General features: G+C 40.8%; 18 protein-coding genes. 15 read left to right on the top strand and 3 right to left on the bottom strand.

Annotation, left to right across the window (positions count from 1 at the left end):
- The first annotated feature begins 2 nt into the window (after positions 1 to 2).
- A complete protein-coding gene (locus E7274_RS02220; RefSeq protein ID WP_304173365.1) occupies positions 3 to 1,328 on the top strand; it encodes a sensor histidine kinase in 1,326 nt (441 codons plus the stop codon).
- A 35-nt stretch (positions 1,329 to 1,363) separates the two neighbouring features.
- Here the strand turns inward: E7274_RS02220 and E7274_RS02215 are convergent, their stop codons facing one another.
- On the bottom strand, positions 1,364 to 1,864 hold the full coding sequence (locus E7274_RS02215) for a TspO/MBR family protein (protein ID WP_304173363.1): 501 nt from the start codon (positions 1,862 to 1,864) through the stop codon (positions 1,364 to 1,366).
- A 128-nt stretch (positions 1,865 to 1,992) separates the two neighbouring features.
- Between E7274_RS02215 and E7274_RS02210 the strand changes: the two genes are divergently transcribed.
- From E7274_RS02210 to E7274_RS02200, 3 genes are all read left to right on the top strand, one after another.
- On the top strand, positions 1,993 to 2,979 hold the full coding sequence (locus E7274_RS02210; RefSeq protein WP_304173361.1) for a calcium/sodium antiporter: 987 nt from the start codon (positions 1,993 to 1,995) through the stop codon (positions 2,977 to 2,979).
- 84 nt (positions 2,980 to 3,063) lie between these two features.
- The gene (locus tag E7274_RS02205) at positions 3,064 to 3,456 is read left to right on the top strand and encodes a hypothetical protein (RefSeq protein WP_090477698.1); all 393 of its coding nucleotides are present in this window, start codon (positions 3,064 to 3,066) and stop codon (positions 3,454 to 3,456) included.
- Positions 3,457 to 3,539: 83 nt separating this feature from the next.
- Complete coding sequence (locus E7274_RS02200; protein WP_304173359.1) at positions 3,540 to 4,550, top strand: type II toxin-antitoxin system antitoxin SocA domain-containing protein; 1,011 nt, start codon at positions 3,540 to 3,542, stop codon at positions 4,548 to 4,550.
- A gap of 231 nt (positions 4,551 to 4,781) precedes the next feature.
- Here E7274_RS02200 and E7274_RS02195 read toward each other — a convergent pair whose 3' ends face one another.
- Complete coding sequence (locus E7274_RS02195; RefSeq protein ID WP_304173357.1) at positions 4,782 to 6,023, bottom strand: IS256 family transposase; 1,242 nt, start codon at positions 6,021 to 6,023, stop codon at positions 4,782 to 4,784.
- A gap of 197 nt (positions 6,024 to 6,220) precedes the next feature.
- On the opposite strand from E7274_RS02195, the gene E7274_RS02190 reads away from it, so the two are divergent.
- The 5 genes from E7274_RS02190 to E7274_RS02170 all read left to right on the top strand — a co-directional run bounded on the left by E7274_RS02190 (position 6,221) and on the right by E7274_RS02170 (position 13,286).
- Entirely contained in the window at positions 6,221 to 8,203 is a 1,983-nt protein-coding gene (locus tag E7274_RS02190) for a hypothetical protein (protein WP_304173355.1), read from the top strand.
- A 21-nt stretch (positions 8,204 to 8,224) separates the two neighbouring features.
- Entirely contained in the window at positions 8,225 to 9,673 is a 1,449-nt protein-coding gene (locus E7274_RS02185) for an MBOAT family O-acyltransferase (RefSeq protein WP_304173353.1), read from the top strand.
- An 11-nt stretch (positions 9,674 to 9,684) separates the two neighbouring features.
- Positions 9,685 to 10,749, top strand: coding sequence for a hypothetical protein (locus E7274_RS02180; protein WP_304173352.1), 1,065 nt, complete (start codon positions 9,685 to 9,687; stop codon positions 10,747 to 10,749).
- A 103-nt stretch (positions 10,750 to 10,852) separates the two neighbouring features.
- Positions 10,853 to 11,842 carry a LacI family DNA-binding transcriptional regulator gene (locus tag E7274_RS02175; RefSeq protein ID WP_304173350.1) on the top strand — a complete coding sequence of 330 codons (990 nt, stop codon included), beginning with the start codon at positions 10,853 to 10,855 and terminating at the stop codon, positions 11,840 to 11,842.
- 151 nt (positions 11,843 to 11,993) lie between these two features.
- Positions 11,994 to 13,286 (top strand): extracellular solute-binding protein, encoded by a 1,293-nt coding sequence (locus E7274_RS02170; protein WP_304173348.1) that lies wholly within the window; start codon positions 11,994 to 11,996, stop codon positions 13,284 to 13,286.
- Here E7274_RS02170 and E7274_RS02165 read toward each other — a convergent pair.
- Positions 13,271 to 13,393 carry a hypothetical protein gene (locus E7274_RS02165; protein ID WP_304173347.1) on the bottom strand — a complete coding sequence of 41 codons (123 nt, stop codon included), beginning with the start codon at positions 13,391 to 13,393 and terminating at the stop codon, positions 13,271 to 13,273. The genes E7274_RS02170 and E7274_RS02165 overlap by 16 nt on opposite strands.
- Positions 13,394 to 13,443: 50 nt before the next feature.
- On the opposite strand from E7274_RS02165, the gene E7274_RS02160 reads away from it, so the two are divergent.
- From E7274_RS02160 to E7274_RS02135, 6 genes are all read left to right on the top strand, one after another.
- Positions 13,444 to 14,856 (top strand): carbohydrate ABC transporter permease, encoded by a 1,413-nt coding sequence (locus tag E7274_RS02160; protein WP_304173345.1) that lies wholly within the window; start codon positions 13,444 to 13,446, stop codon positions 14,854 to 14,856.
- Complete coding sequence (locus tag E7274_RS02155) at positions 14,856 to 15,698, top strand: sugar ABC transporter permease (protein ID WP_033151948.1); 843 nt, start codon at positions 14,856 to 14,858, stop codon at positions 15,696 to 15,698. The genes E7274_RS02160 and E7274_RS02155 overlap by 1 nt, the downstream gene beginning before the upstream one ends.
- An 85-nt stretch (positions 15,699 to 15,783) precedes the next feature.
- Positions 15,784 to 17,082, top strand: coding sequence for a DegT/DnrJ/EryC1/StrS family aminotransferase (locus E7274_RS02150; protein WP_304173343.1), 1,299 nt, complete (start codon positions 15,784 to 15,786; stop codon positions 17,080 to 17,082).
- A gap of 1,038 nt (positions 17,083 to 18,120) precedes the next feature.
- Positions 18,121 to 18,708 (top strand): hypothetical protein, encoded by a 588-nt coding sequence (locus tag E7274_RS02145; protein WP_304173341.1) that lies wholly within the window; start codon positions 18,121 to 18,123, stop codon positions 18,706 to 18,708.
- 27 nt (positions 18,709 to 18,735) lie between these two features.
- Entirely contained in the window at positions 18,736 to 19,347 is a 612-nt protein-coding gene (locus E7274_RS02140) for a hypothetical protein (protein WP_304173339.1), read from the top strand.
- A 60-nt stretch (positions 19,348 to 19,407) separates the two neighbouring features.
- Positions 19,408 to 20,229 (top strand): hypothetical protein, encoded by an 822-nt coding sequence (locus E7274_RS02135; protein ID WP_304173337.1) that lies wholly within the window; start codon positions 19,408 to 19,410, stop codon positions 20,227 to 20,229.
- Positions 20,230 to 20,399 lie beyond the last annotated feature (170 nt).

The following is a 20,399-nucleotide window of genomic DNA, read 5'->3' as shown; positions in this document are numbered from 1 at the left end:
TCATGGCACAGAAAATTTACCTTAGATTTTTGGCGCTGATTATCGCCACGGTGCTTTGCACATCCCTCTGCGTGACCTTGGCCTATTACGCTTTGTTCGAGCGGCAGGTTCACCAGGATATGCAGGTCACTGCTCAGATTTTTAAAGATACAGAATTTTTTGACACCGCAGATGTGGCAGCTTTGGAGGACAATCCAAAGCTGATGGACGCAAATCTGCGTGTTACCTTGATAGATGTTGACGGTACAGTGCTTTTTGACAATACCGTAAATGCGGAGCAGATGGATAATCATGCCAACAGGCCGGAGATTGTCAGCGCCATGGAGATTGGTTCCGGAGAGATTGAAAGGCAGTCCGACACCATGGGCTTAAAGGACTATTACTATGCCCTTCGCCTAAACGACGGTCGAATCCTTCGCATCGCCCAGGAAGTGGACGCGGTGTGGGTGGTGTTTGCCAGCGGCTTGCCACTTTGCCTCGGCCTGATTTTGCTTATATCATTTGTATGCGTGCTGGCTTCCCGAATCCTTACACGTCAGCTAATGAAGCCAATCGAGGATGTAGCTGTCAAGCTCAACGATGATTTTGTAGACTCGCCATATCCTGAGCTTTATCCCTTCATCAGCAAAATCCGCAAGCAGCATGAGGAAGTGTTGGCGGCCGCAAAGGTGCGCCAGGATTTTTCAGCCAATGTCAGCCATGAGCTAAAGACTCCACTTACTGCCATCTCTGGCTACGCCCAGCTACTAGGCTCAGATGATACACCTGCAGAAAAGAGAAAGCACTTTGCTGACGAGATAGACAAGAATGCAAATCGCTTGTTGGCGCTGATAGAGGACATCATCAAGCTTTCCGAGCTGGATAGTGACGACAATGATGAGCAGTTTGAAACGGTGGATTTGTATCAGCTTGCTAGCGAAGAGCTTGATTCCTTAGCTATGGCGGCTAGCCAGCGAAATATCGATATCACTTTATCTGGCGGCGCCACCACGGTACGATGCCGCCCAGATCTTATCCGCGAGCTAATCGACAACCTTGTGCAAAACTCCATCCGCTACGGCAATGATGGTGGACATGTGGCGGTCTCAGTATTGGAAGAATACGGCTACAAAAAGCTCATCGTAGAAGATGACGGCATCGGCATCCCTGCTGGCGACCTAGACCGCGTTTTCGAACGATTCTACCGCGTCGACAAAAGCCGCTCCAAAGCCTCCGGCGGCACAGGCCTTGGCCTTGCCATCGTAAAGCACATCGTGGAAATCCACGACGCCAAAATCCAAATCGAAAGTGAACTGGGCGTAGGAACTAAGGTTACTGTGTTGATGTAACAAGGACGTGGGAGCCAAAAGGCTCCCACTTTTCTTTAGTTTAGTATTGCAATCATCAGATTAAGATAAGCTGCAAAGGTGCACCACAGTAGATAAGGGAGAAACATCAATGTGGCTTTCCAACATACTTTAGAAGTTTTCCATATCATCACGATAATCATCACCCAAAGAATCATCAGCCATATGAATGCTAGTGTATACTGCGCTGCGTTGAAAAATATCAGCGACCATACAAAGTTGAAGCAGAGCTGGATAAAGTAAACTATCATGGCAATGCACTTGGCGCTTTTCTTTTCTGTAGTATCTGCAGGTGCAAGCAACAAAAAATAGCTCCCGAGCCCCATCAGTATATAAAGAATTGTCCATGCTATTGGAAATAGCCAGGCAGGGGGCGCAAGAGGCGGTTGTATCATCACTTGATACGAATCCATGGCATTTCCTGTAAGTAATGCGCTGATCCCTCCTACAATCAGCGGCAAAGCAACCATAGGAACAAATCTTAATATTTTTTGTGGGCAAGTTAATTCCTCATTCATAAAAACCTCCTAGTTTTTGCATTAATAGGTACAGTTCTAATATGAACTTGTCAGGTATAAGCTATGTAAAGTGGTATTGATTTTAGACATCTTACATAAACTTTAGTTTGTCATTCTATAATGCCAGCATGATGATAATTACAATTTTAATTTTATTAGTAGGATTCGCACTACTTGTGTTCGGCGCCAACAAATTTGTAGATGGCAGCGCAGCACTGGCGAAGAATTTTAAAGTATCAGGTTTGATTATAGGCCTTACAATTGTGGCTTGTGGAACCAGTGCTCCAGAGCTAGCAGTAAGTGTCACAGCTGCGGCGGAGCACTCTAGCGAGATAGCACTGAGCAATATCATAGGCTCCAATATGTTCAACATGCTTGTAATCCTTGGCATCTGCGCTGTAATGTCCCCACTGGTGGTAGAGAAAGGAATCATAAAAAGAGATTTTACTATTGCAGCAGTGTCAACGCTTGCACTGTTTGTAGCTATTGGAGGCCTATCGATAATCAGCAATTTTAAATCTACTGGCCAGGTTGTAACAGAAAATGTTGCAACTATTTCAGGCCTTGGCGGAGCTGGGCTTTTACTTTCATACATCCTATACGTCGCCTGGATATTTATGAAAGAAAAGAATAGTGCTTTGGAGGATATGACCGGTGTCAAAACATACTCCAACAAGCAGTGTGCAGTATTTATAATCGCAGGCCTTATCATGATAATCGCCGGAGGCAAGCTTGTAGTATACAGCGCCAAGACGCTAGCTCTTCAGGCTGGCATGTCAGAAACCTTAGTAGGCCTAACAATTGTAGCCATCGGAACATCCCTCCCTGAGCTGGTCACTTCCATCATCGCCACCCGAAAAGGCCAGCTAGGTATCGCCCTGGGAAATGTCCTCGGCTCAAATTTTTTCAACTTGCTATTCATCCTCGGAGTCTCAGCGATTATTTCACCAGTAGCTGTCAATGTCGCCTCAGTATATGACATTCTGATTCTACTTGTAATAACCATAGTCTCCTGGGGCTACGCATTCACAGAGCAGAAAATATCAAGGCGCGAAGGCCTGATAATGATCTTCATGTACATAATGACTGTAGGCTATGCAGCCATGAGAATTTAATATTGAAAAGGAAAGAGTACACTTATTGACATAAGTGTACTCTTTTGATATTATGGTCTTACATAAAAGTGGAGGCGTATCGTTATGGAAGATATGATGAGAGATCCTAATGGATATAGCCCGAGTGATATAGTTAATAGATTAGTTAATTGTATTTCATCGGGCTGTGAAGGAATTAATTATACAGTTATTCCAAGAGATAAGAATGAAAAACTGTTTAAAGATTACGTTATCAATTCAGCAAAACGTAGAGAAATTCTTAAGTCATTAACAATTAATGATTATAAAAGATGGGAGCCTAGTGATAATCCGGATTATGATTCACTAGTATATTTTTTTGAAAAGACAGTTAAATTGATACCTAGATACGTTGAAGATGCTTCAGAAACAGATGTAGATTTATACATCAAAGTTTCATGGGATAAGAAAAGCAATAACCTGTTATTTATTATTTCATTTCATGAAAAAGAATACTAATATAAAAATGATGTCAATTAGTGAATATCTTTCACTATTAATTAGAGTTAGAATAGATAAATTTGAATAATGAGGATTTTAATATGAGTACGAAAACACGTGGGGGAGAACGTTATGACAAAGTCCTGTGCGCCAATTGTAGAGGCTTACAGGAGTTTTATGTTAAGACGGAACGTGAAATTCGAAGAGTTAATGGGAAGGATTATGAGTTTAATAAGCGCGTGGCTTATTGTAAGAAATGTGGATGCGAAGTAATGGTTCCTGGTATGGAGGATGAGAACGAAGCATCATTTGAATATATATTTAGAAAAGAAAATGACTATATACAGATTGAAGAAATAAAAGAAATAATTGATAAATATAACATAGAAAAACGCCCTTTATCTAAATTACTTGGATTTGGCGAGCATACTATAGAAAAATATCTTGATGGTCAATTGCCTAACCGAGAGTACTCAGATTTATTAAGAAAAGCAAATCGAGACTATCGAGTAATGCTATATTATTATGAATTGAATAAAGAAAAGCTTACTCCAAAAGGACTTGAAAAAATAAAGGAAAAGCTTGAGTACTATAAATCAATTAATGAATATAATTCATCAATCGAAAGATATGCAGTTTATATCTTAAATTCTAGTTATGAGATAACAAATCTATCTTTACAGAAAATCCTATATTACATTGAGGCCTTTGGCCAAGTGCTCCTTGGTGAGCAGCTTTTTAACAATAGATGTGAGGCGTGGAAGCTGGGCCCAGTATATAGAGATATTTATGAGAAATATAAGGTTTTTGGAAGTGGCCAAATAGTTATAGATAAAAGTGATACATCTGAAATTCTTGATGAAAAACACAGAAATCTAGTTGATTATGTTCTGAAACATTTTGCTATTTTCAATGGATTTACACTAAAAGAACTGACACATGCTGAATCACCATGGATAGATGCGCACAAGGGATATGCACTAGATGAAAGATGCGAAGAACAAATCACTCACGAATCTATAAAAGATTATTTTGAAAAAGTAGATAGTAAATATAAGTTAAACACCGACAAGGGTGTAAAAAAGTATATTGAGTCTCTGGGTGTAATATAATAGATGACTAAGGATAAATTGCAATTTCGGTTAACGAAATTGCAATTTTTTGCTATACTTCAATAAGAAATTGAGTAAAGTCCAAATTTAGGTGTAAATTCCTTTAGGAAGATGATGTAGTTGCTGATGAATATAAAGTGACATCCTTTATGCCAGTTATATTATTGTCTAGCAGCTAAAAGAGCGCATACTATCCCTATAACTGATTAAAGATGTCTATAGAACTTTTTATTAAGCAGCCAACATATTTCTTTGTTCTATTGCTATATTTACTAGCTTTTTAGGAGTGTCAGAATTCAAAAGTTTTTGATAGCCTTTGCTAGTAAAAATTGATTGATGAGATGATCTTAAATCATTAAGTTCAATTAGAACTGAGCCCATTAATCTAATGATTGAGTCTTCGTTTGGAAAGACTCCAATTACTTTTGATCGGCGCTTCAACTCTTTGTTAATACGCTCAAGATGATTTGAAGTCCTGAAATAAAGACGAAGTCGCTTAGGCAAAGTCATTACTGTCATGGCACTTTCAAAGCCTTCATCAAGACACTTCATTGATGCTTCAGCTATATCTTGGTAATCAGCGATTATTTCATCGCGCTTACGACGGGCATCTTCGATTGTCTCACAGTTGAACATTTGATTTAACTCTGAACGTAAACCGGCCTGATATTTTTTAGGAGCTTGTTCAGAAATATTTTTAGCAAAGTGAAACTGACACCTTTGCCATGGCGAATCAGGAAAGACTTTATTTAATGCTTGCTTTAAGCCCTCATGAGCATCTGATGTAATCATCAATACATCTTTCAGGCCTCGATCTTTAAGGCTCTGAAGGAAAGCTTTCCAGGTTTCAAATGATTCACATTTATAAACACCGAAACCTATTATTTCGCGTAGCCCAGTACTATTAGTGCCATAAGCAACCATGAATGCTTTGGAAATAACTCTATGATTTTCCCTGGCTTTGAAATATGTTGCATCAACGGTAAGGAATGGATAGCTATCATCGAGTTTGCGATTACGAAATTCATCAACCGCTTTATCGAGTTCCTTGCAAGCTTCTGAAACAGTAGATTTTGAGTATGATGTACCACAAAGTGTTTCAATTACATTTGATACTTTTCTTGTTGATACACCTTCAACAACCATTTCAGCCATGCAAGCGATTAGCGCAGCTTCGCTTCGCGAATAATTATCAAAAATCAGCGTAGAGAATGGTTCACCATCTCTATGCTTTGGAACAGATAAAGTGATTGTGCCTATGCGAGTACTTAATTGACGCTCACGGAAACCGTTTCGGCTTCCTTCGCGAGCCTCAGTTCTTTCGTAGGGTTCAGCCTTTAGCTGGGCGGTTGATTCAGCCTTTAAGATAGAATTAAGACTATTTTGAAGCAAAGACTTAAATGCTTCATCCCGATCTGCTGAAAGTAATTGTAGGATTTCTTCTTGATTTAATGTAATATTGAGTTGAGCCATTTGTGTGAGCCTCCTTAGTATTATGTTTTGTAGCAATTACATTATACCTAAAGGCAGAGCACATGGCTCTTTTTAGTTGATTTTCAATTTTACACCATTATAAGGGCTTAACCAGAAATTGCAATTAATTGCAATTTGGGACGAATGAAATTGCAATTTTGATGAGACAAATTGCAATATTGAGGATAGAGAGATATATGAAAAGCAAAAAAATAAACATTTTATTTATTCTGTGTGCTGCAGTTTCGCTGATTGCAGTTACTATTTTTATATTCACTTATGGGCAGGCCTATGTCCATTCCGACACCGCCATCGCAAATCGCTATGGCTGGTCCATGGTGGAAAATAAAAACCTGTTTCCTCGTACATGGAACTTTGTAAATTCGGAAATTTACGCATTTCGAGTTACGTCTCTGGCTGCATTTATCACGCCATTTTTCCACAATCAGATTTTTGCCAGAATGCTTGCCACTTTTATTTTCATGCTAATTGTTCTTGCAGGCATTGCATTTTGCAGCAGAAAGATGTTTAAAAGCAATTTCTTTTTCATTGCTGCACCACTGTTCATCTTGTTCCTAACTGGTACAGAATCTCGCAATATGATTCTCACCGAAGGTACATACATGAGCGAGATGCTAGGCATCACACTTGGTGCTACATTGATGTATCGCATATACGAATCAATAAACAGAAAGCTTGCCATTAAAGAAACTATCGCTTACGCTATCGTGATTTTCATCATGACACTTGGCGGCTCCCGCTATTTTGCAGAGCAGGTTCTTCCAATGATTTGTGCATGCGCAGGCATTCTTTTCTTTGATTGGATTTTGCGTCATGAGCTATCATTCAAGGAAGCCTTAAAGCGCCTTGCTATCACATGCGCCATCATCGTCGCACCATCCATTGCAGGCTACGTCACTTACAAATGGATTTGCAGCTGGCATTTGATGAATTCAGGCAGAACCGATTCTCTTCACTTTGTAGGATTTGATTTGCTTCCAACACTCATCCAGTCAGCGCTCATCACCATCTATCGTTGTTTTGGTTACACAGGTGGCGTCAGCATGCTAGGCCTTACAAATGCTAGAAACATAGTATCCATCGTTACATGCACACTCATCTGCTTCGTGATTCCGGTGCTTCAGCTTATAAAGATGCCGCATGAATCAAAGGCTGTAAAGTTCTTCAGCCTCTTTGGTCTTGCTCACAACGTTGCACTTATGTCCGTAGTAATCCTTTTCGGCAAGTGCCAGGAGCGCTACTGCCTTAGCACCATCTATGTCTGCATCATCATTTCCAGCAGATACATTTGGACTTATTGGATTGAAAACAAAAGCAAGCTTACGGCCATTGTCGCAGCTTGCTTCGTAATTGCGGTAATCATCGAATCAGCATTCATCCTTCGCCTCACAGTTGGCTACAAGGATATCATTGCATCACATCAGCGCGTGGTTGCTGAGCTCGAAAACCACGATATCCACAAGGGCTACGGTACCTACTGGACATCATACATGTTCGAAGCTTATTCAAATGGCGATATCAAGTTTGGAGAAATCGATGCCCACGGAATCAAGCTGGACGCTTGGATGTGGAACAATGACCGGGATAGATACAAGGATGATCACTGCAAGACAGCTTTGATTTTTACAGCAGATGAAAACGAGGCAGCCCAGGAACTATTGACTGGCTACCTACCTCAGGCATACGACAGCTTCATCATTCCAGAAGTTTACGATTTTGACGGATTTTCATTCACATATGAATTGACAAATCTTGTTGTTTACTGCTACGATTTTGACTTAGCAAAGAAAATAAATGATGGTATTGTGGACGGTAGACTTTCTGCCAAGGATACTTTCAACAATGGTCTTGTTATGGCGGACGATGAAAAGGATGAATTCACATTCTATCCAGGCGGACTCATCAAAGGTCCATATTCCATTGCTGAGAAGGGCGAATACACAATCACCATCGAGGGTGAGAATATTTCGACTATGCAGGCAAGCTTCACTTCAGAGGAAAATGCTCACGACATAGTCAGCAAAAATGTCAGCACTGATGCGGATAAACAGGTTTGGCATTTAAAATTAAATAATACTGTAGAGGATTTTTGCATTGTTCTGGAAAATCCGGATCAGCCGGAGGCTCGGGTGCAGCACATCTCTATAGAAAAGAAATAAGGGTAGTATTAGGGGTTTATAATGTTATTCAATTCTTATATTTTTGTTTTACTTTTCCTACCACTCTGCTTGGCAGGCTATTATGGACTGGGATTTTTCCAGAAGTACAGGCTGGCAAATGTCTTTTTGCTTGGCATGTCACTTTGGTTTTACGGATATTTCAATCCATGGTATCTCATAATTATCATTTCCAGTGTATGTTTTAATTATTTAATATACCGCTTAATGCATAGCCATAAGGACAAGAAAAAAGTCCTTATGGTTATTGGTGTATGCCTCAATGTTGCGATCCTTTTCTATTTCAAATACATGGACTTCTTCATCAGCACTGTAAACATGATCTTCAAGACAGAGTTCAATTTGCTCTACATCGTGTTGCCTCTTGGCATCAGCTTTTTCACATTTCAGCAGATTTCATTCATTGTGGATAGCTACAAGGGAGATGTGGCCTGCTACTCATTTTTGGAGTATGCCTGCTATGTCATCTTTTTCCCACAGCTGATTGCTGGACCAATCGTCACACACGACGAGTTGGTTCCACAGCTTATGGACGACAGTAAAAAGCACATCAATGCTGAAAACTTTGCTCGCGGCATCTATCTTTTCACCATCGGTATGGCGAAAAAGGTGCTAATCGCCGACACCCTCGGCTGCGCAGTAAACTACGGCTACGACGAGATTTTAAATATCAACTCTACCGAGGCAATTGTTGTGATTCTGGCTTACACACTTCAGATTTACTTTGATTTCAGTGGCTACTGCGACATGGCCATCGGTATTGGCCAGATGTTCAACATCGACCTGCCACTGAATTTCAACAGCCCATACAAAGCTGTTTCAATTGACGATTTCTGGGACAGATGGCACATGACCCTCACCAGATTTTTGACACGCTACATCTACATCCCACTTGGTGGAAATCGCAAGGGCAAGGTACGCACCTATGTGAATATATTCATCGTATTCCTTGTCAGCGGATTCTGGCACGGCGCCGGCTTCACCTTCATCCTTTGGGGCGTGGGCCACGGCATCGCATCCATCATCCACAGAATGGGACGCAGGTTTTTCGACAAGGTTCCAAAGATTATTGGCTGGGCCGTTACATTTTTCTTTGTAAACATCATGTGGGTCTTCTTCAGAGCAGATTCCATCGCCACTGCCACAGAGCTTATCCGCCGTGCCTTCGGCGGACACTTTGATCCAATTGGCGCGGAGCTTACATCTCAGTTTACATTCTGGGAGCTTCACCTGATTCTAGACAAGCTGCCAGTAATCAAAAACTTCGCCTACATCGATGTGGTAGGCATGTTTGCAGTTGCGCTATTTATCGCATTGATTCCAAAGAACGGCTTTGAAAAGATGAAGGAGTTCAAGCCAAATGTCATCAACATGCTTGTCATGTCGTGCCTGATGATTTGGTGTATTCTTTCATTCTCAGGAATCAGCACATTTTTATATTTCAATTTTTAGGGGAAGTAATAATGGAAGGGAAATTTAAAAAATGGATAATCGCCTATTTGGCTGTAATAATATTGGGACTTGTTGCGGTTAGTGCCGTCGTTATTTACATCGACCCATATTTTCACTATCACGGACAGAATCAGCACATTTCCTACATCCTTAGCAAGGAGCGCTACCAGAATAATGGTATCGCAAAGCATTTTCAATACGATGCCGTACTTGTGGGCACATCCATGGCATCAAACTACAAGACCAGCGACATCGACCGCCTTTTTGGGACCAACTCTATCAAGCTCACATACCTGGGCGGTTCCAACAAGGAAATCAGTGACACTTTAGATGCAGTTTTTGAAAGTGGCAACGACATCAAAATGGTTTTTAGATCCGTGGATTACCTGGGACTTCTCAACACTGCGGAGCAGATGCGCTACGACGAAAGCCTCTACCCAACATATCTCTACGACAATGATCCATTCGATGATGTGGAATATCTTTTAAACAAATACACAATCCAGGATGCCTACGACGACCTGCGTCTTACACGCGCTGGCTATTCCGGCACATCCTTTGACGACTATTCAAACTGGGGCATGTACTCTGAGTTCGGCAAGGATGTTTTGGATGACAGCTACATCCGCGAGGAAAAAAGCGAAGAGACTCTGGAGTTCACAGACGAAGATAAGGCCATCGTGGAAGAGAACATAAATACAAATTTCATCAGACAGATAGAAGAGCACCCTGATGTGGATTTCTACATTTTCTTCCCACCATTCAGCATGTACTATTTCGACTACCTAAATCAGCAGGGCAACCTGGAGCGATACATGGCAGCTGAGCGCTACACAATCGGCATGCTCCTTGGCTACGACAATGTCCACCTTTACTCATTCCTTCAGGAAACAGATGTTGCAGAAAATCTGGATATGTTCAAGGATATGAGCCACTTCGTTCCAGAATACAATACAGAGATTTTGGAAATGATTGCGGCCGGCAAGGACGAGCTCACTGAGGACAACGTCCAGGACTACTTCGACTTCATGGAAGACTTCTACGGCAACTATGATTATGACGCATTGTTCGAATAGTGGCATGCAATTTTGTTACTATTTAACAAAATGTGCGCAACCGTTTGCAAAACTGATTCTATTGTGATAGCTTGATAGAAGACCACAGTATTAGGGGGAAACTATGGGTTATACATTAGATAAAATAGCAAAAGAATTGGGGCTTTCCAAAACAACAGTATCCAGAGCTATCTCTGGCAAAGGCAGAATTTCCGAGGAAACCAGGGCAAAAGTTAATGCCTTCATAAAAGAAATAAATTACAGACCTAGCGCCGTTGCCAGGTCTTTGGCAGCTAGCCGCACATTCAACGTGGGGCTGGTTTTTCCTGCCGATTCAGCTCTCGGCGAGATGCCATATTTCCAGACTCTCATGACAGGTGTCTGCGACAGAGCCATGGAATACGAATACGACGTTCTTATCATTCTTGCAGATAACGACGGCATATCAGCGTTGAAGCACGCAGTGCGGAACAAAAAAATCGACGCTGTTATGGTCAGCCGTTGCGAGCAGGATTCTAAGGTTATCAATTTCCTAAAAGAAGCATCAATTCCATACATCGTAGTGGGCGACCCAATGGAGCCAGGTGTTCCTTTTATCGATCACGATAATGAGGGGGCAGCCACACGCATGATTGAAACACTTATCGACAAGGGCATCACTCGCATGGCCCTTATTGGCGGTGGTGAAAATATCAACGTTACTCACAGCCGTTTGGCAGGTTTCCGCCAGGGCTTTATTAATCGTGGAATGAAGGCTGACGAAAATCAGATTTATCTCAATATGCACAAAAGCGACCGCATGGACAAAGTCTTGAAGACTGCCATCGCAGAGGGGGCCGAGTGCATTGTTTGCATGGATGACATGCTCTGCAATTCAGTTCTTAATTGTTTGCACAACGATGGTCTATCTGTTCCAGAGGACATCAAGCTGTGCAGCTTTTACGATTCAAATTTACTTTCTACATCAAAACCATCTATCACTAGCTTGTATTTCGATGCAAAGAAGCTGGGCGCCGAAGGCTTGTCTATGCTTATGCGCAACTTAGATGGGGAAGATGTCACAAATCTCACCTTAAGCGACTTTAATATCCAAATGAGAGACAGCACAAATTAGTAATATTCACAAAAATGTCATAAAATAGTTGTCGGAAATGCTTAATTGACGAAAAACGATATAAGCATTACGATTATGTATGAAGAACAACCGATTGCGCAAAGTCGCAATCACCGGAGTATAAAAAATGAAGAAAATGGAGGAAGTAATAATGAAGAAGAAGTTATTATCAGCACTTCTTGTTTCAGCAATGGCTACATCAGCTTTTGTTGGATGCGGGGGGGCAGCAGAAGAGACTACAGCTGAGACAGGTTCAACAACAGAGGAATCTACAGAAGCTACAGAGGAAGCATCATCTGATGATGCTATCGCAAATCTTATCGCTTCAACAGAAGGTACAGTAAACATCGAGCTTTGGTGCTCAGAGACAGAAGAGTACCAGACAGTTATGAAGGAACGCTGCGACGCTTTCGAAGCAGAGTACCCTGACGTAGATTTCAACATCACAATCGGTGCTGTATCAGAAGCTGATATGAAGGACCGTGTACTTGAGGATGTTGAGGCAGCAGCTGATGTTTATGTATTCCCAGATGATCAGCTTGAGGCACTTGTTAAGGCAGGCGCTCTTAATGAAGTAGCAGCTCAGTACACATATGACATGAACGAAACAGACACACCAGCAACAGTTGAGGCTGGACAGTACGACGGCAAGCAGTATGGCTATCCATTCACAGCTTCAAACGGCTATTTCTTATACTATGATTCAACACAGCTTTCAGAGGAAGATGTAGCTTCTTGGGAAGCACTTACAGCTAAGGCTGAGGAGCTTGGCAAGGAAGTTGGATGTGAGGTAGCAAACGGCTGGTATCTCTACGGTTTCTTCCAGGGCGCTGGATGTACACTTACAGAAAATGAAGATCAGTCAAACAACTGCGACTGGAACTCTGAGACAGGTCTTGCAGCTGCAGAATCACTTCAGAGCATCGCATCTTCAAGCGCATTCAAGAGCTATGGCAACGATGATCTTCTTGCAAACCTTAACGATGGCAAGGTTGTAGCATACGTTTCTGGTACATGGAATGTTAACGCATTCTCAGAGGCTTATGGCGATGGCTATGCAGCTACAAAGCTTCCTACATTCCAGGTTAACGGCGAAGACAAGCAGATGGCTTCATACTCAGGATACAAGTTCGTAGGTGTTAACGCATACGCAGAGAACACAGGTTGGTCAATGCTTCTTGCTGAGTACCTTACAAACGCTGAGACACAGGAAGCTGTATACGAAGCTACAGGCGAAGGCCCTTCAAACACAGAGGCACTTGCACAGGCTTCTTCAGTAGCACTTGACGCTCTTGCAGCTCAGTCAGAATTCGCAGAGCTTCAGAGAGTTGGCGGAAACTACTGGACACCAGCAGAGTCACTTGGAAAGAACATCCTTGATGGCAAAGTAAGCCAGGAAGTTCTTGATGATGCAGTAGCTGGAATCACTCAACCTGTTGAATAAAAATAATGCTTGTTCTGAACTGTAAGTTCATGAACAAGTATTACTGGAGCAGCCTTTGCTGAAAGCAAACTTCTAATGGCTGCGACTGTCCTTATAAATAAGCTCATGGGTTTGAAACTCAAGCTCATGAGCTTTTATAAATCAGAGGAATAATTCTATGAAGAAAATTGGCGTATATTTCAAAGACTTTTTCACATCCATAGCCAAAGGTGACATCTGGGTCAAGCTCTCCCTTTTGATTATGGGTGCTGGATATTTTGGGAGAAAACAATTCATCCGCGGAATACTTATGACTTTACTTGAGGTAGGAGTGCTAGCCTCAATTTTTCGCGTTTTCGCACCATACATGTCAAAGCTTTCAACTCTTGGTACAGTCCAAAGAGAGGAAATCTTTGATCCATTAACTATGCAAAAAACAGTAAATGATTATGATAATTCTCTTTTGATTCTACTTTACGGAATCATCGGAATCCTTGTTATCATAGCATTTCTGGCACTATATATTGCAAATATCAAGGCCGTTTATCGCCTTCAAAAGATGCAGGAAGAGGGAGAACACTTAAGTACATTTAAGGAAGATATCGCGAGCTTCAAAAACGAGCGCTTCCACATCACTCTTCTTACATTGCCAAGTATTGGAGTAATTCTCATCAACATTATTCCAATCCTATTCATGGTAGGTATCGCATTTACGAATTACGATGAGAATCACCAGCCACCAACATATCTTTTCACATGGGTTGGATTTAAGAACTTTGTAAACCTCTTTACAACCAGCCAGACCATCACATTTGGCTACGCGTTTGTAAGAGTTTTGATTTGGACATTAATCTGGGCCGTTCTTGCAACAGCTACAACATTCCTTGGTGGAATTCTTTTAGCTCAGTTCATCAATCACGACGACACAAAGTTTAAGGGCATGTGGAGAACACTTTTTGTTATCACAATCGGTATTCCACAGTTCGTAACATTGCTTCTTATCAGTAAGATGTTTGGTGATTATGGTATCGTAAATACGTTTTGTGCAAACGTAGGTATTCTCGATTTCTTCAAGAATATCGGACTTCTTAACGCAGGCGATGCCTTCATCCCATTCTTGTCACGACCAGGCTGGGCTCACGTGACCATCATCCTGGTAAATATCTGGGTTGGTATTCCATATCAGATGCTTGTTGCAACAGGTATCCTTATGAACATCCCATCAGACCAGATTGAATCAGCAAAAATCGATGGCGCCAACAAATTCCAGATTTTCTGGAAGATTACAATGCCATACGTAATGTTCATCACCGGCCCATCATTGATCCAGTCAGTAATTGCAAATATTAACAACTTCAATGTTATTTATTTGCTTACATACAACTACAAGACAACAAACATGTCTATGGCAAACTCACATGCCACCGAAGTCGACCTGCTCATCACCTGGCTATTCAGACTGACAAACGAGTACTCAAACTTCAAGATGGCATCAGTTATCGGTATCATAACATTCATAGTTTGTGCAGCCCTTTCACTTCTTACTTTCTCAAGAATGATAGGTGGAGATAAAGAGGGGGTATATAGATAATGAAAAAAACAGGTAAAATTATCGGAAGACACGTATTTTTAGCTATCTTGGCTTTCATTTGGTTGATACCAGTTTTCTGGCTGGTTGTCACCACTTTCAGCACACAAAAGGGAATCAACACAAACCACTTTTTCCCTGCTCACTGGACACTTGCCAACTATCACCAGCTGTTTTTCGAACCAGACTCAACTGCTAACTTCCCAGCATGGTTCAAAAACTCCATGATAATCGGTGTATTCAGCTGCCTTGTTTCATCTATCTTTGTAATCATGACCGCATATGCGTTTTCATTCATCGAGTTCAAAGGTAGAAAGAAACTCATGAGCTTTTCATTGATCCTCGGCATGTTCCCAGGTGTACTTTCAATGATTGCCATGTACTTCATCCTGAAGATGCTTGGCCTGACAGATAGCGTGGTAGGTTTGATTATCCTTTACTCAGGAGCATCAGGACTTGGCTATCTGATTTTGAAAGGCTTTTTCGACACCATTCCAGTGTCATTGCACGAAGCTGCTAAGCTTGAGGGCGCATCGGAAGCTACTATCTTCGCAAAGATTGTTGTGCCACTTTCAAAGCCAATGATTGTTTACACCGTAATCAATTCCTTCCTGAATCCATGGATGGATTTCGTCATGGTTCGTTTGATGATTAAGTCAAAGGATGCATCAGACTGGACAATGGCCCTCGGTCTTTTCAATTTGCTCCAGAGAGCACTTGTTAACCAGTACTTCACATACTTCTGCTGCGGTGGACTTATGATTGCCGTACCAATCTCTATTTTGTTCATCATCATGCAGAAATTCTACGTTGAGGGTGTAACCGGTGGTGCAGTCAAAGGATAAGCTACTCGAAAAATAAATATTTTGTAGTATAATGATAGCTGTGGTTCGCCACAGCTATTTTTTGTTTTTGAACAAGGAGATAAAAATGCTTACAAAATCATTTGATAAATTCGAAGATAAGGTTTGGCTTTCATCGCCAACAATGCACGGTGAGGAAATCAAATACGTGCAGGAAGCTTACGATACAAACTGGATGTCCACAGTAGGAGCAAACCTCACAGAGGTTGAGCGCCTTGCTGCAGAAAAGGTAGGAGTAAAATATGCCGTTGCTCTTTCAGCCGGCACAGCATCACTTCATCTTTCTTGCAAGCTCGCAGGTATTGAAGCATATGGCATGCCACAGGTAGGCCACGGCGCTCTCGAAGGCCACCACGTTTTCTGTACAGATATGACCTTCGATGCAACTGTAAACCCAGTGGTTTACGAGGGAGGTATTCCAGTGTTCATCGACACTGAGGCTGACACTTGGAACATGGATCCAGTTGCCCTTGAAAAGGCATTCGAAATCTACCCAGAGGTAAAGGTTGTAGTTTGCGCTCACCTTTACGGCACACCTGGTAAGCTTGATGAATTAAACGCTATCATCAAAAAGCACGGCGCTATCCTTGTTGAGGATGCTGCCGAATCTCTTGGCGCTACATACAAGGGTGTCCAGACTGGTTCATTCGGTCAGTTCAACACCATCTCATTCAACGGAAATAAAATCATCACTGGCTCAGCTGGTGGATGCTTCCTTACAGATAGTAAGGAGGCTGCTGAAAAGGTTCGCAAGTGGTCTACTCAGGCCCGCGAAGCTGCAGCTTGGTACCAGCATGAGGAGCTTGGCTACAACTACCGCATGAGCAACGTAATCGCAGGTGTTGTCCGTGGTCAGTTCCCTCACCTTGAGGAACACATCGCTCAGAAGAAGGCTATTTACGAAAGATACCGCGATGGCTTCAAGGGACTTCCAGTTCAGATGAACCCTATCGACTTTGAAAAGTCTGAGCCAAACTACTGGTTGTCATGCATGATCATCGATAAGAAAGCAATGTGCCCACAGGTTCGCGGTGAGCAGGATGTACTCTACACACCAGAGCACGGCAAGAGCTGCCCAACTGAAATTCTTGATGCCATCGCAAGCATCAACGCAGAAGGCCGCCCAATCTGGAAGCCAATGCACATGCAGCCAATCTACCGCTTGAACCCATTCATCACTCGCGAAGGCAACGGCCGCGCCGTTACCAACGCCTACATCGCAGGCGGCGCCCTCGGCACCGACGGCCAGCCACTTGACATGGGCAGCGACATCTTCGCCCGCGGCCTCTGCCTCCCTAGCGACAACAAAATGACTCCAGAGCAGCAGGATAGAATCATCGAAGTTATCCGTGCTTGCTTTGAATAAAATAAGTTTTTGAATAACCATAGTCTTTGAACTGACACAGTTCTTGGACTATCAAGGCCATGCCCGGCTCCGCCGGCATGGCCTTTTTTATGTGGAATAGTTAAGTGAAATTTTGAAATGCTAAGAAAAACGCAATTTTGGGGAGGAGAGTTAAGTGTAATAAAAGAAATTTTTTAAAAACTTAACATTCTTAAGTGGGAAATCTAGGACTGGAAAATTCACTTAACAAAAATCCCAAAATTGTTGCGTGGAAATGTGAAAACAGTGATTTACACTTAACTTTTTGGCAAAACATATAAGTGAAAAAATAGTGTTTGCAAAATCCACTTAACTGGATTTTGCAAAGTTAAGTGTAAAATCAGATTCCTCTATCCCCACTTATAAAAAGTTAAGTGGCAAACCAGAAGCCTGTGATTTTCACTTAACTGAGAGTAAAAAAATAGACAGGGCTTATTGCTGTTAAGGTGTTTACTCTGTTTCCTGGATAGAGTAGTTAAGTGTAAAAATGATTCCTCTGTATCTTGGCTAAAGAAGTTAAGTGGAAAAACTTACTTTCAATAATACACTTACCAATTTTTGAAAATAGTTAAGTGTATTTCAAAAATCTCCAGAAAAACGCACTTTTTTGGAGAATAGTTAAGTGTAAAAAAAGAAAAAAATGAAAACACTTAACACTTTTAAGTGGGAATTTCTGAGTTGGAAAAGCCACTTAACAAAAATCCTCAAATTGTTGCGTGAAAATATGAAAACAGTGATTTACACTTAACATTTTCGCAAATCATATAAGTGAAAAAATAGTGTTTGCAAAATCCACTTAACTAGATTTTGCAAAGTTAAGTGTAAAATCAGCTTCCTCTATCCTCACTTATAAAAAGTTAAGTGAGAAAATCCAGTCATTAAGTATTCACTTAATCGCAGGTGATTGTTTAGCCTTCTTTGACATCGTTTCTTTTAGATTTCCAAAAAAATAATTAATAAAAACAAGTTTTTGGCGTTAATACATAGTATATTCGTTGCAAGAATGAAAGGAGGCTTTAAATGGAGAAAAAATATAAAGACACAATTTATTTAGCCGTACAAATTATTGAGAAATGTGTTGAGGAAGAAAAACGCAACAATTATATCAAGGATATGGTTATTGAAACACTCAATAAAAATGGATTGAAGATTAAGGACATAAACTATTATGACAGAAAATATTTTAAAGCAATAAAAGGAATTAGTATTTCAAACACAATTGATGAAGTGAGGTTTGCAATGGCGGATGAAGCGTATAGGAGAGAAGGATATCCACGTCTACAGAAAAAAGCAACCTATAAAGGAGTATCACACTTTAGAGAAAAACATGAACGATATTATCCTAAAAATAAGAGCTTTATGATAGCGGAAAAATATGATTTGAAACTACACGATTGGGATTATGATTTTGATTCGTTCAATACAAAAGCGGATGACATGATATTTGTTAGTGCGGAATCATCAGATGCAGCACTTAGAGAATTTCTTATGGCGAAAGCAAAATATCAGTATGAAAAAGTATTAAAAAATGAAATAGAAAGGAGATTTTGGGAAGATGTTTCATATGGCGAAACCGATGAATATCAAGAATTTGAGAATGCAAAATAAATACTAAAAATTGCTGATGTAATTTATATGAAATATATTGAAAACTATGATGGTGATGCGGAAGAGTTGTATGATCAAATCAATGTAGAATCTGAGATGGAAAGCTTCTACTCATTGCTTAATTCTAAAGATAAAAAAGTTCTTTATTACAGAATTCATAGGTATGATTATGTGGCTATTGAAATGCCAACTTGGGATGAGTATATAAAGAAAAAGGAATGGAATTCTAAGCATCTAATACAGAATACAATAAGGGAAGTATTATTGTTCTGGGATGTTGTTCTCGATTTAATAAGAGCTGATAATACAAAAGGGGGTTATACAATAAATAGCGAAATCTTAAGGAAAAAGGGCTTTACAAAGAAAGAAATTAAAGAATTAAAAAATGCCATCAGGAACAATGATTTAAGATTTGGAGTTGAATTAGAAAACGGAACTGATTTTCATATTGAAGCTTTATATGAGGTGATGTCAAGACCTTGGAAAGAGCATTATGAGGATTTGGAAGTACAGATTCGCCCGGCTTCAATAATGTATCAAATGGCGGAAGAAGACATTCGTTTTATCGAAGGGAAAAGTGAGAAGAACATAGAAATACTTTCTAGGATTATGGGATTGGGAGATGATTTCTTCGATTGATATTGCCCACCCAGTTTGCTATCCTTACTTTAATATATAAACAAGGAGAAAGGCGGCAGCATGAAGATAATCGATTATAAGAATTCCCTAGTGGATAGCTATAAAAAGAATAAGCGAACTTTCATCTTTTATTTGATTTTACGTGGGCTGGTTATACTTACTCTCATCAGATGCATCATCACACAGAACTATGAAAGCGCTGCAATCTGTATCTTGTCATTACTTCTGTTTTTGATGCCAGCAGTGCTGCAGAAGCAGATGAAGATTGAATTTCCTGCTGTGTTCCAGGCTATCATCTTTGGCTTTATCTACGCTGCAGAAATCCTTGGTGAAGTGAATCACTATTATGTAATCATTCCTGGCTGGGACACAATGCTTCATACAATGAATGGATTCCTGTGTGCTGCTATAGGATTCTCCTTGATTTATTTGCTGAACCGAGGTAGTAAGCACTTCAATCTGTCTCCATTCTATTTGACGCTTGTCGCCTTTTGCTTCTCTATGACTGTAGGTGTAATCTGGGAATTCTTTGAGTTCGCCATGGATCAGCTTTTCTATGTTGATATGCAAAAGGACTTCGTCGTCCAGACCATCGGCTCAGTCACACTTGATCCAAACGACAGCGGCATGCCATTTGTCATTAATAACATCACAGATACAGTAATCAACACAGCCGATGGCCAATCCTACACAGTACTTGGTGGCTATCTCGACATAGGCATCATAGACACCATGAAGGACTTGCTAGTTAATCTAGTTGGGGCGGTAGCTTTTAGCATTATTGGTTACACTACATTGAAGTTTTCAAAGAAGTCTGCGATAGCTGATAATCTCATGATTAAGCCGGTAGAAAGCTCTTCTGAATTATCAAATAATGAATAATATGTATGGGAAACAGCTAAAATTACTGAAAACCCATACACCTAGATTTTCAAAGTGTATGGGAATGGACTCAAATTACTGAAAACCCATACACCTAGATTTTCAAACTGTATGGGAATGAACTCAAATTACTGAAAACCCATACACCTAGATTTTAGAACTGTATGGGA

Source organism: Pseudobutyrivibrio ruminis, from assembly GCF_015057245.1.
Classification (GTDB): Bacteria; Bacillota; Clostridia; order Lachnospirales; family Lachnospiraceae; genus Pseudobutyrivibrio; species Pseudobutyrivibrio ruminis_E.
Note: the sequence above shows the minus strand (reverse complement) of the source record. Positions and strands in the feature narration are given on the sequence as shown.

Coding starts and splice junctions, on each gene's coding strand:
- E7274_RS02220 (WP_304173365.1), top strand. CDS start 3: ATGGCACAGAAAATTTACCTTAGATTTTTGGCGCTGATTATCGCCACG.
- E7274_RS02215 (WP_304173363.1), bottom strand. CDS start 1,864: ATGAATGAGGAATTAACTTGCCCACAAAAAATATTAAGATTTGTTCCT.
- E7274_RS02210 (WP_304173361.1), top strand. CDS start 1,993: ATGATGATAATTACAATTTTAATTTTATTAGTAGGATTCGCACTACTT.
- E7274_RS02205 (WP_090477698.1), top strand. CDS start 3,064: ATGGAAGATATGATGAGAGATCCTAATGGATATAGCCCGAGTGATATA.
- E7274_RS02200 (WP_304173359.1), top strand. CDS start 3,540: ATGAGTACGAAAACACGTGGGGGAGAACGTTATGACAAAGTCCTGTGC.
- E7274_RS02195 (WP_304173357.1), bottom strand. CDS start 6,023: ATGGCTCAACTCAATATTACATTAAATCAAGAAGAAATCCTACAATTA.
- E7274_RS02190 (WP_304173355.1), top strand. CDS start 6,221: ATGAAAAGCAAAAAAATAAACATTTTATTTATTCTGTGTGCTGCAGTT.
- E7274_RS02185 (WP_304173353.1), top strand. CDS start 8,225: ATGTTATTCAATTCTTATATTTTTGTTTTACTTTTCCTACCACTCTGC.
- E7274_RS02180 (WP_304173352.1), top strand. CDS start 9,685: ATGGAAGGGAAATTTAAAAAATGGATAATCGCCTATTTGGCTGTAATA.
- E7274_RS02175 (WP_304173350.1), top strand. CDS start 10,853: ATGGGTTATACATTAGATAAAATAGCAAAAGAATTGGGGCTTTCCAAA.
- E7274_RS02170 (WP_304173348.1), top strand. CDS start 11,994: ATGAAGAAGAAGTTATTATCAGCACTTCTTGTTTCAGCAATGGCTACA.
- E7274_RS02165 (WP_304173347.1), bottom strand. CDS start 13,393: ATGAGCTTATTTATAAGGACAGTCGCAGCCATTAGAAGTTTGCTTTCA.
- E7274_RS02160 (WP_304173345.1), top strand. CDS start 13,444: ATGAAGAAAATTGGCGTATATTTCAAAGACTTTTTCACATCCATAGCC.
- E7274_RS02155 (WP_033151948.1), top strand. CDS start 14,856: ATGAAAAAAACAGGTAAAATTATCGGAAGACACGTATTTTTAGCTATC.
- E7274_RS02150 (WP_304173343.1), top strand. CDS start 15,784: ATGCTTACAAAATCATTTGATAAATTCGAAGATAAGGTTTGGCTTTCA.
- E7274_RS02145 (WP_304173341.1), top strand. CDS start 18,121: ATGGAGAAAAAATATAAAGACACAATTTATTTAGCCGTACAAATTATT.
- E7274_RS02140 (WP_304173339.1), top strand. CDS start 18,736: ATGAAATATATTGAAAACTATGATGGTGATGCGGAAGAGTTGTATGAT.
- E7274_RS02135 (WP_304173337.1), top strand. CDS start 19,408: ATGAAGATAATCGATTATAAGAATTCCCTAGTGGATAGCTATAAAAAG.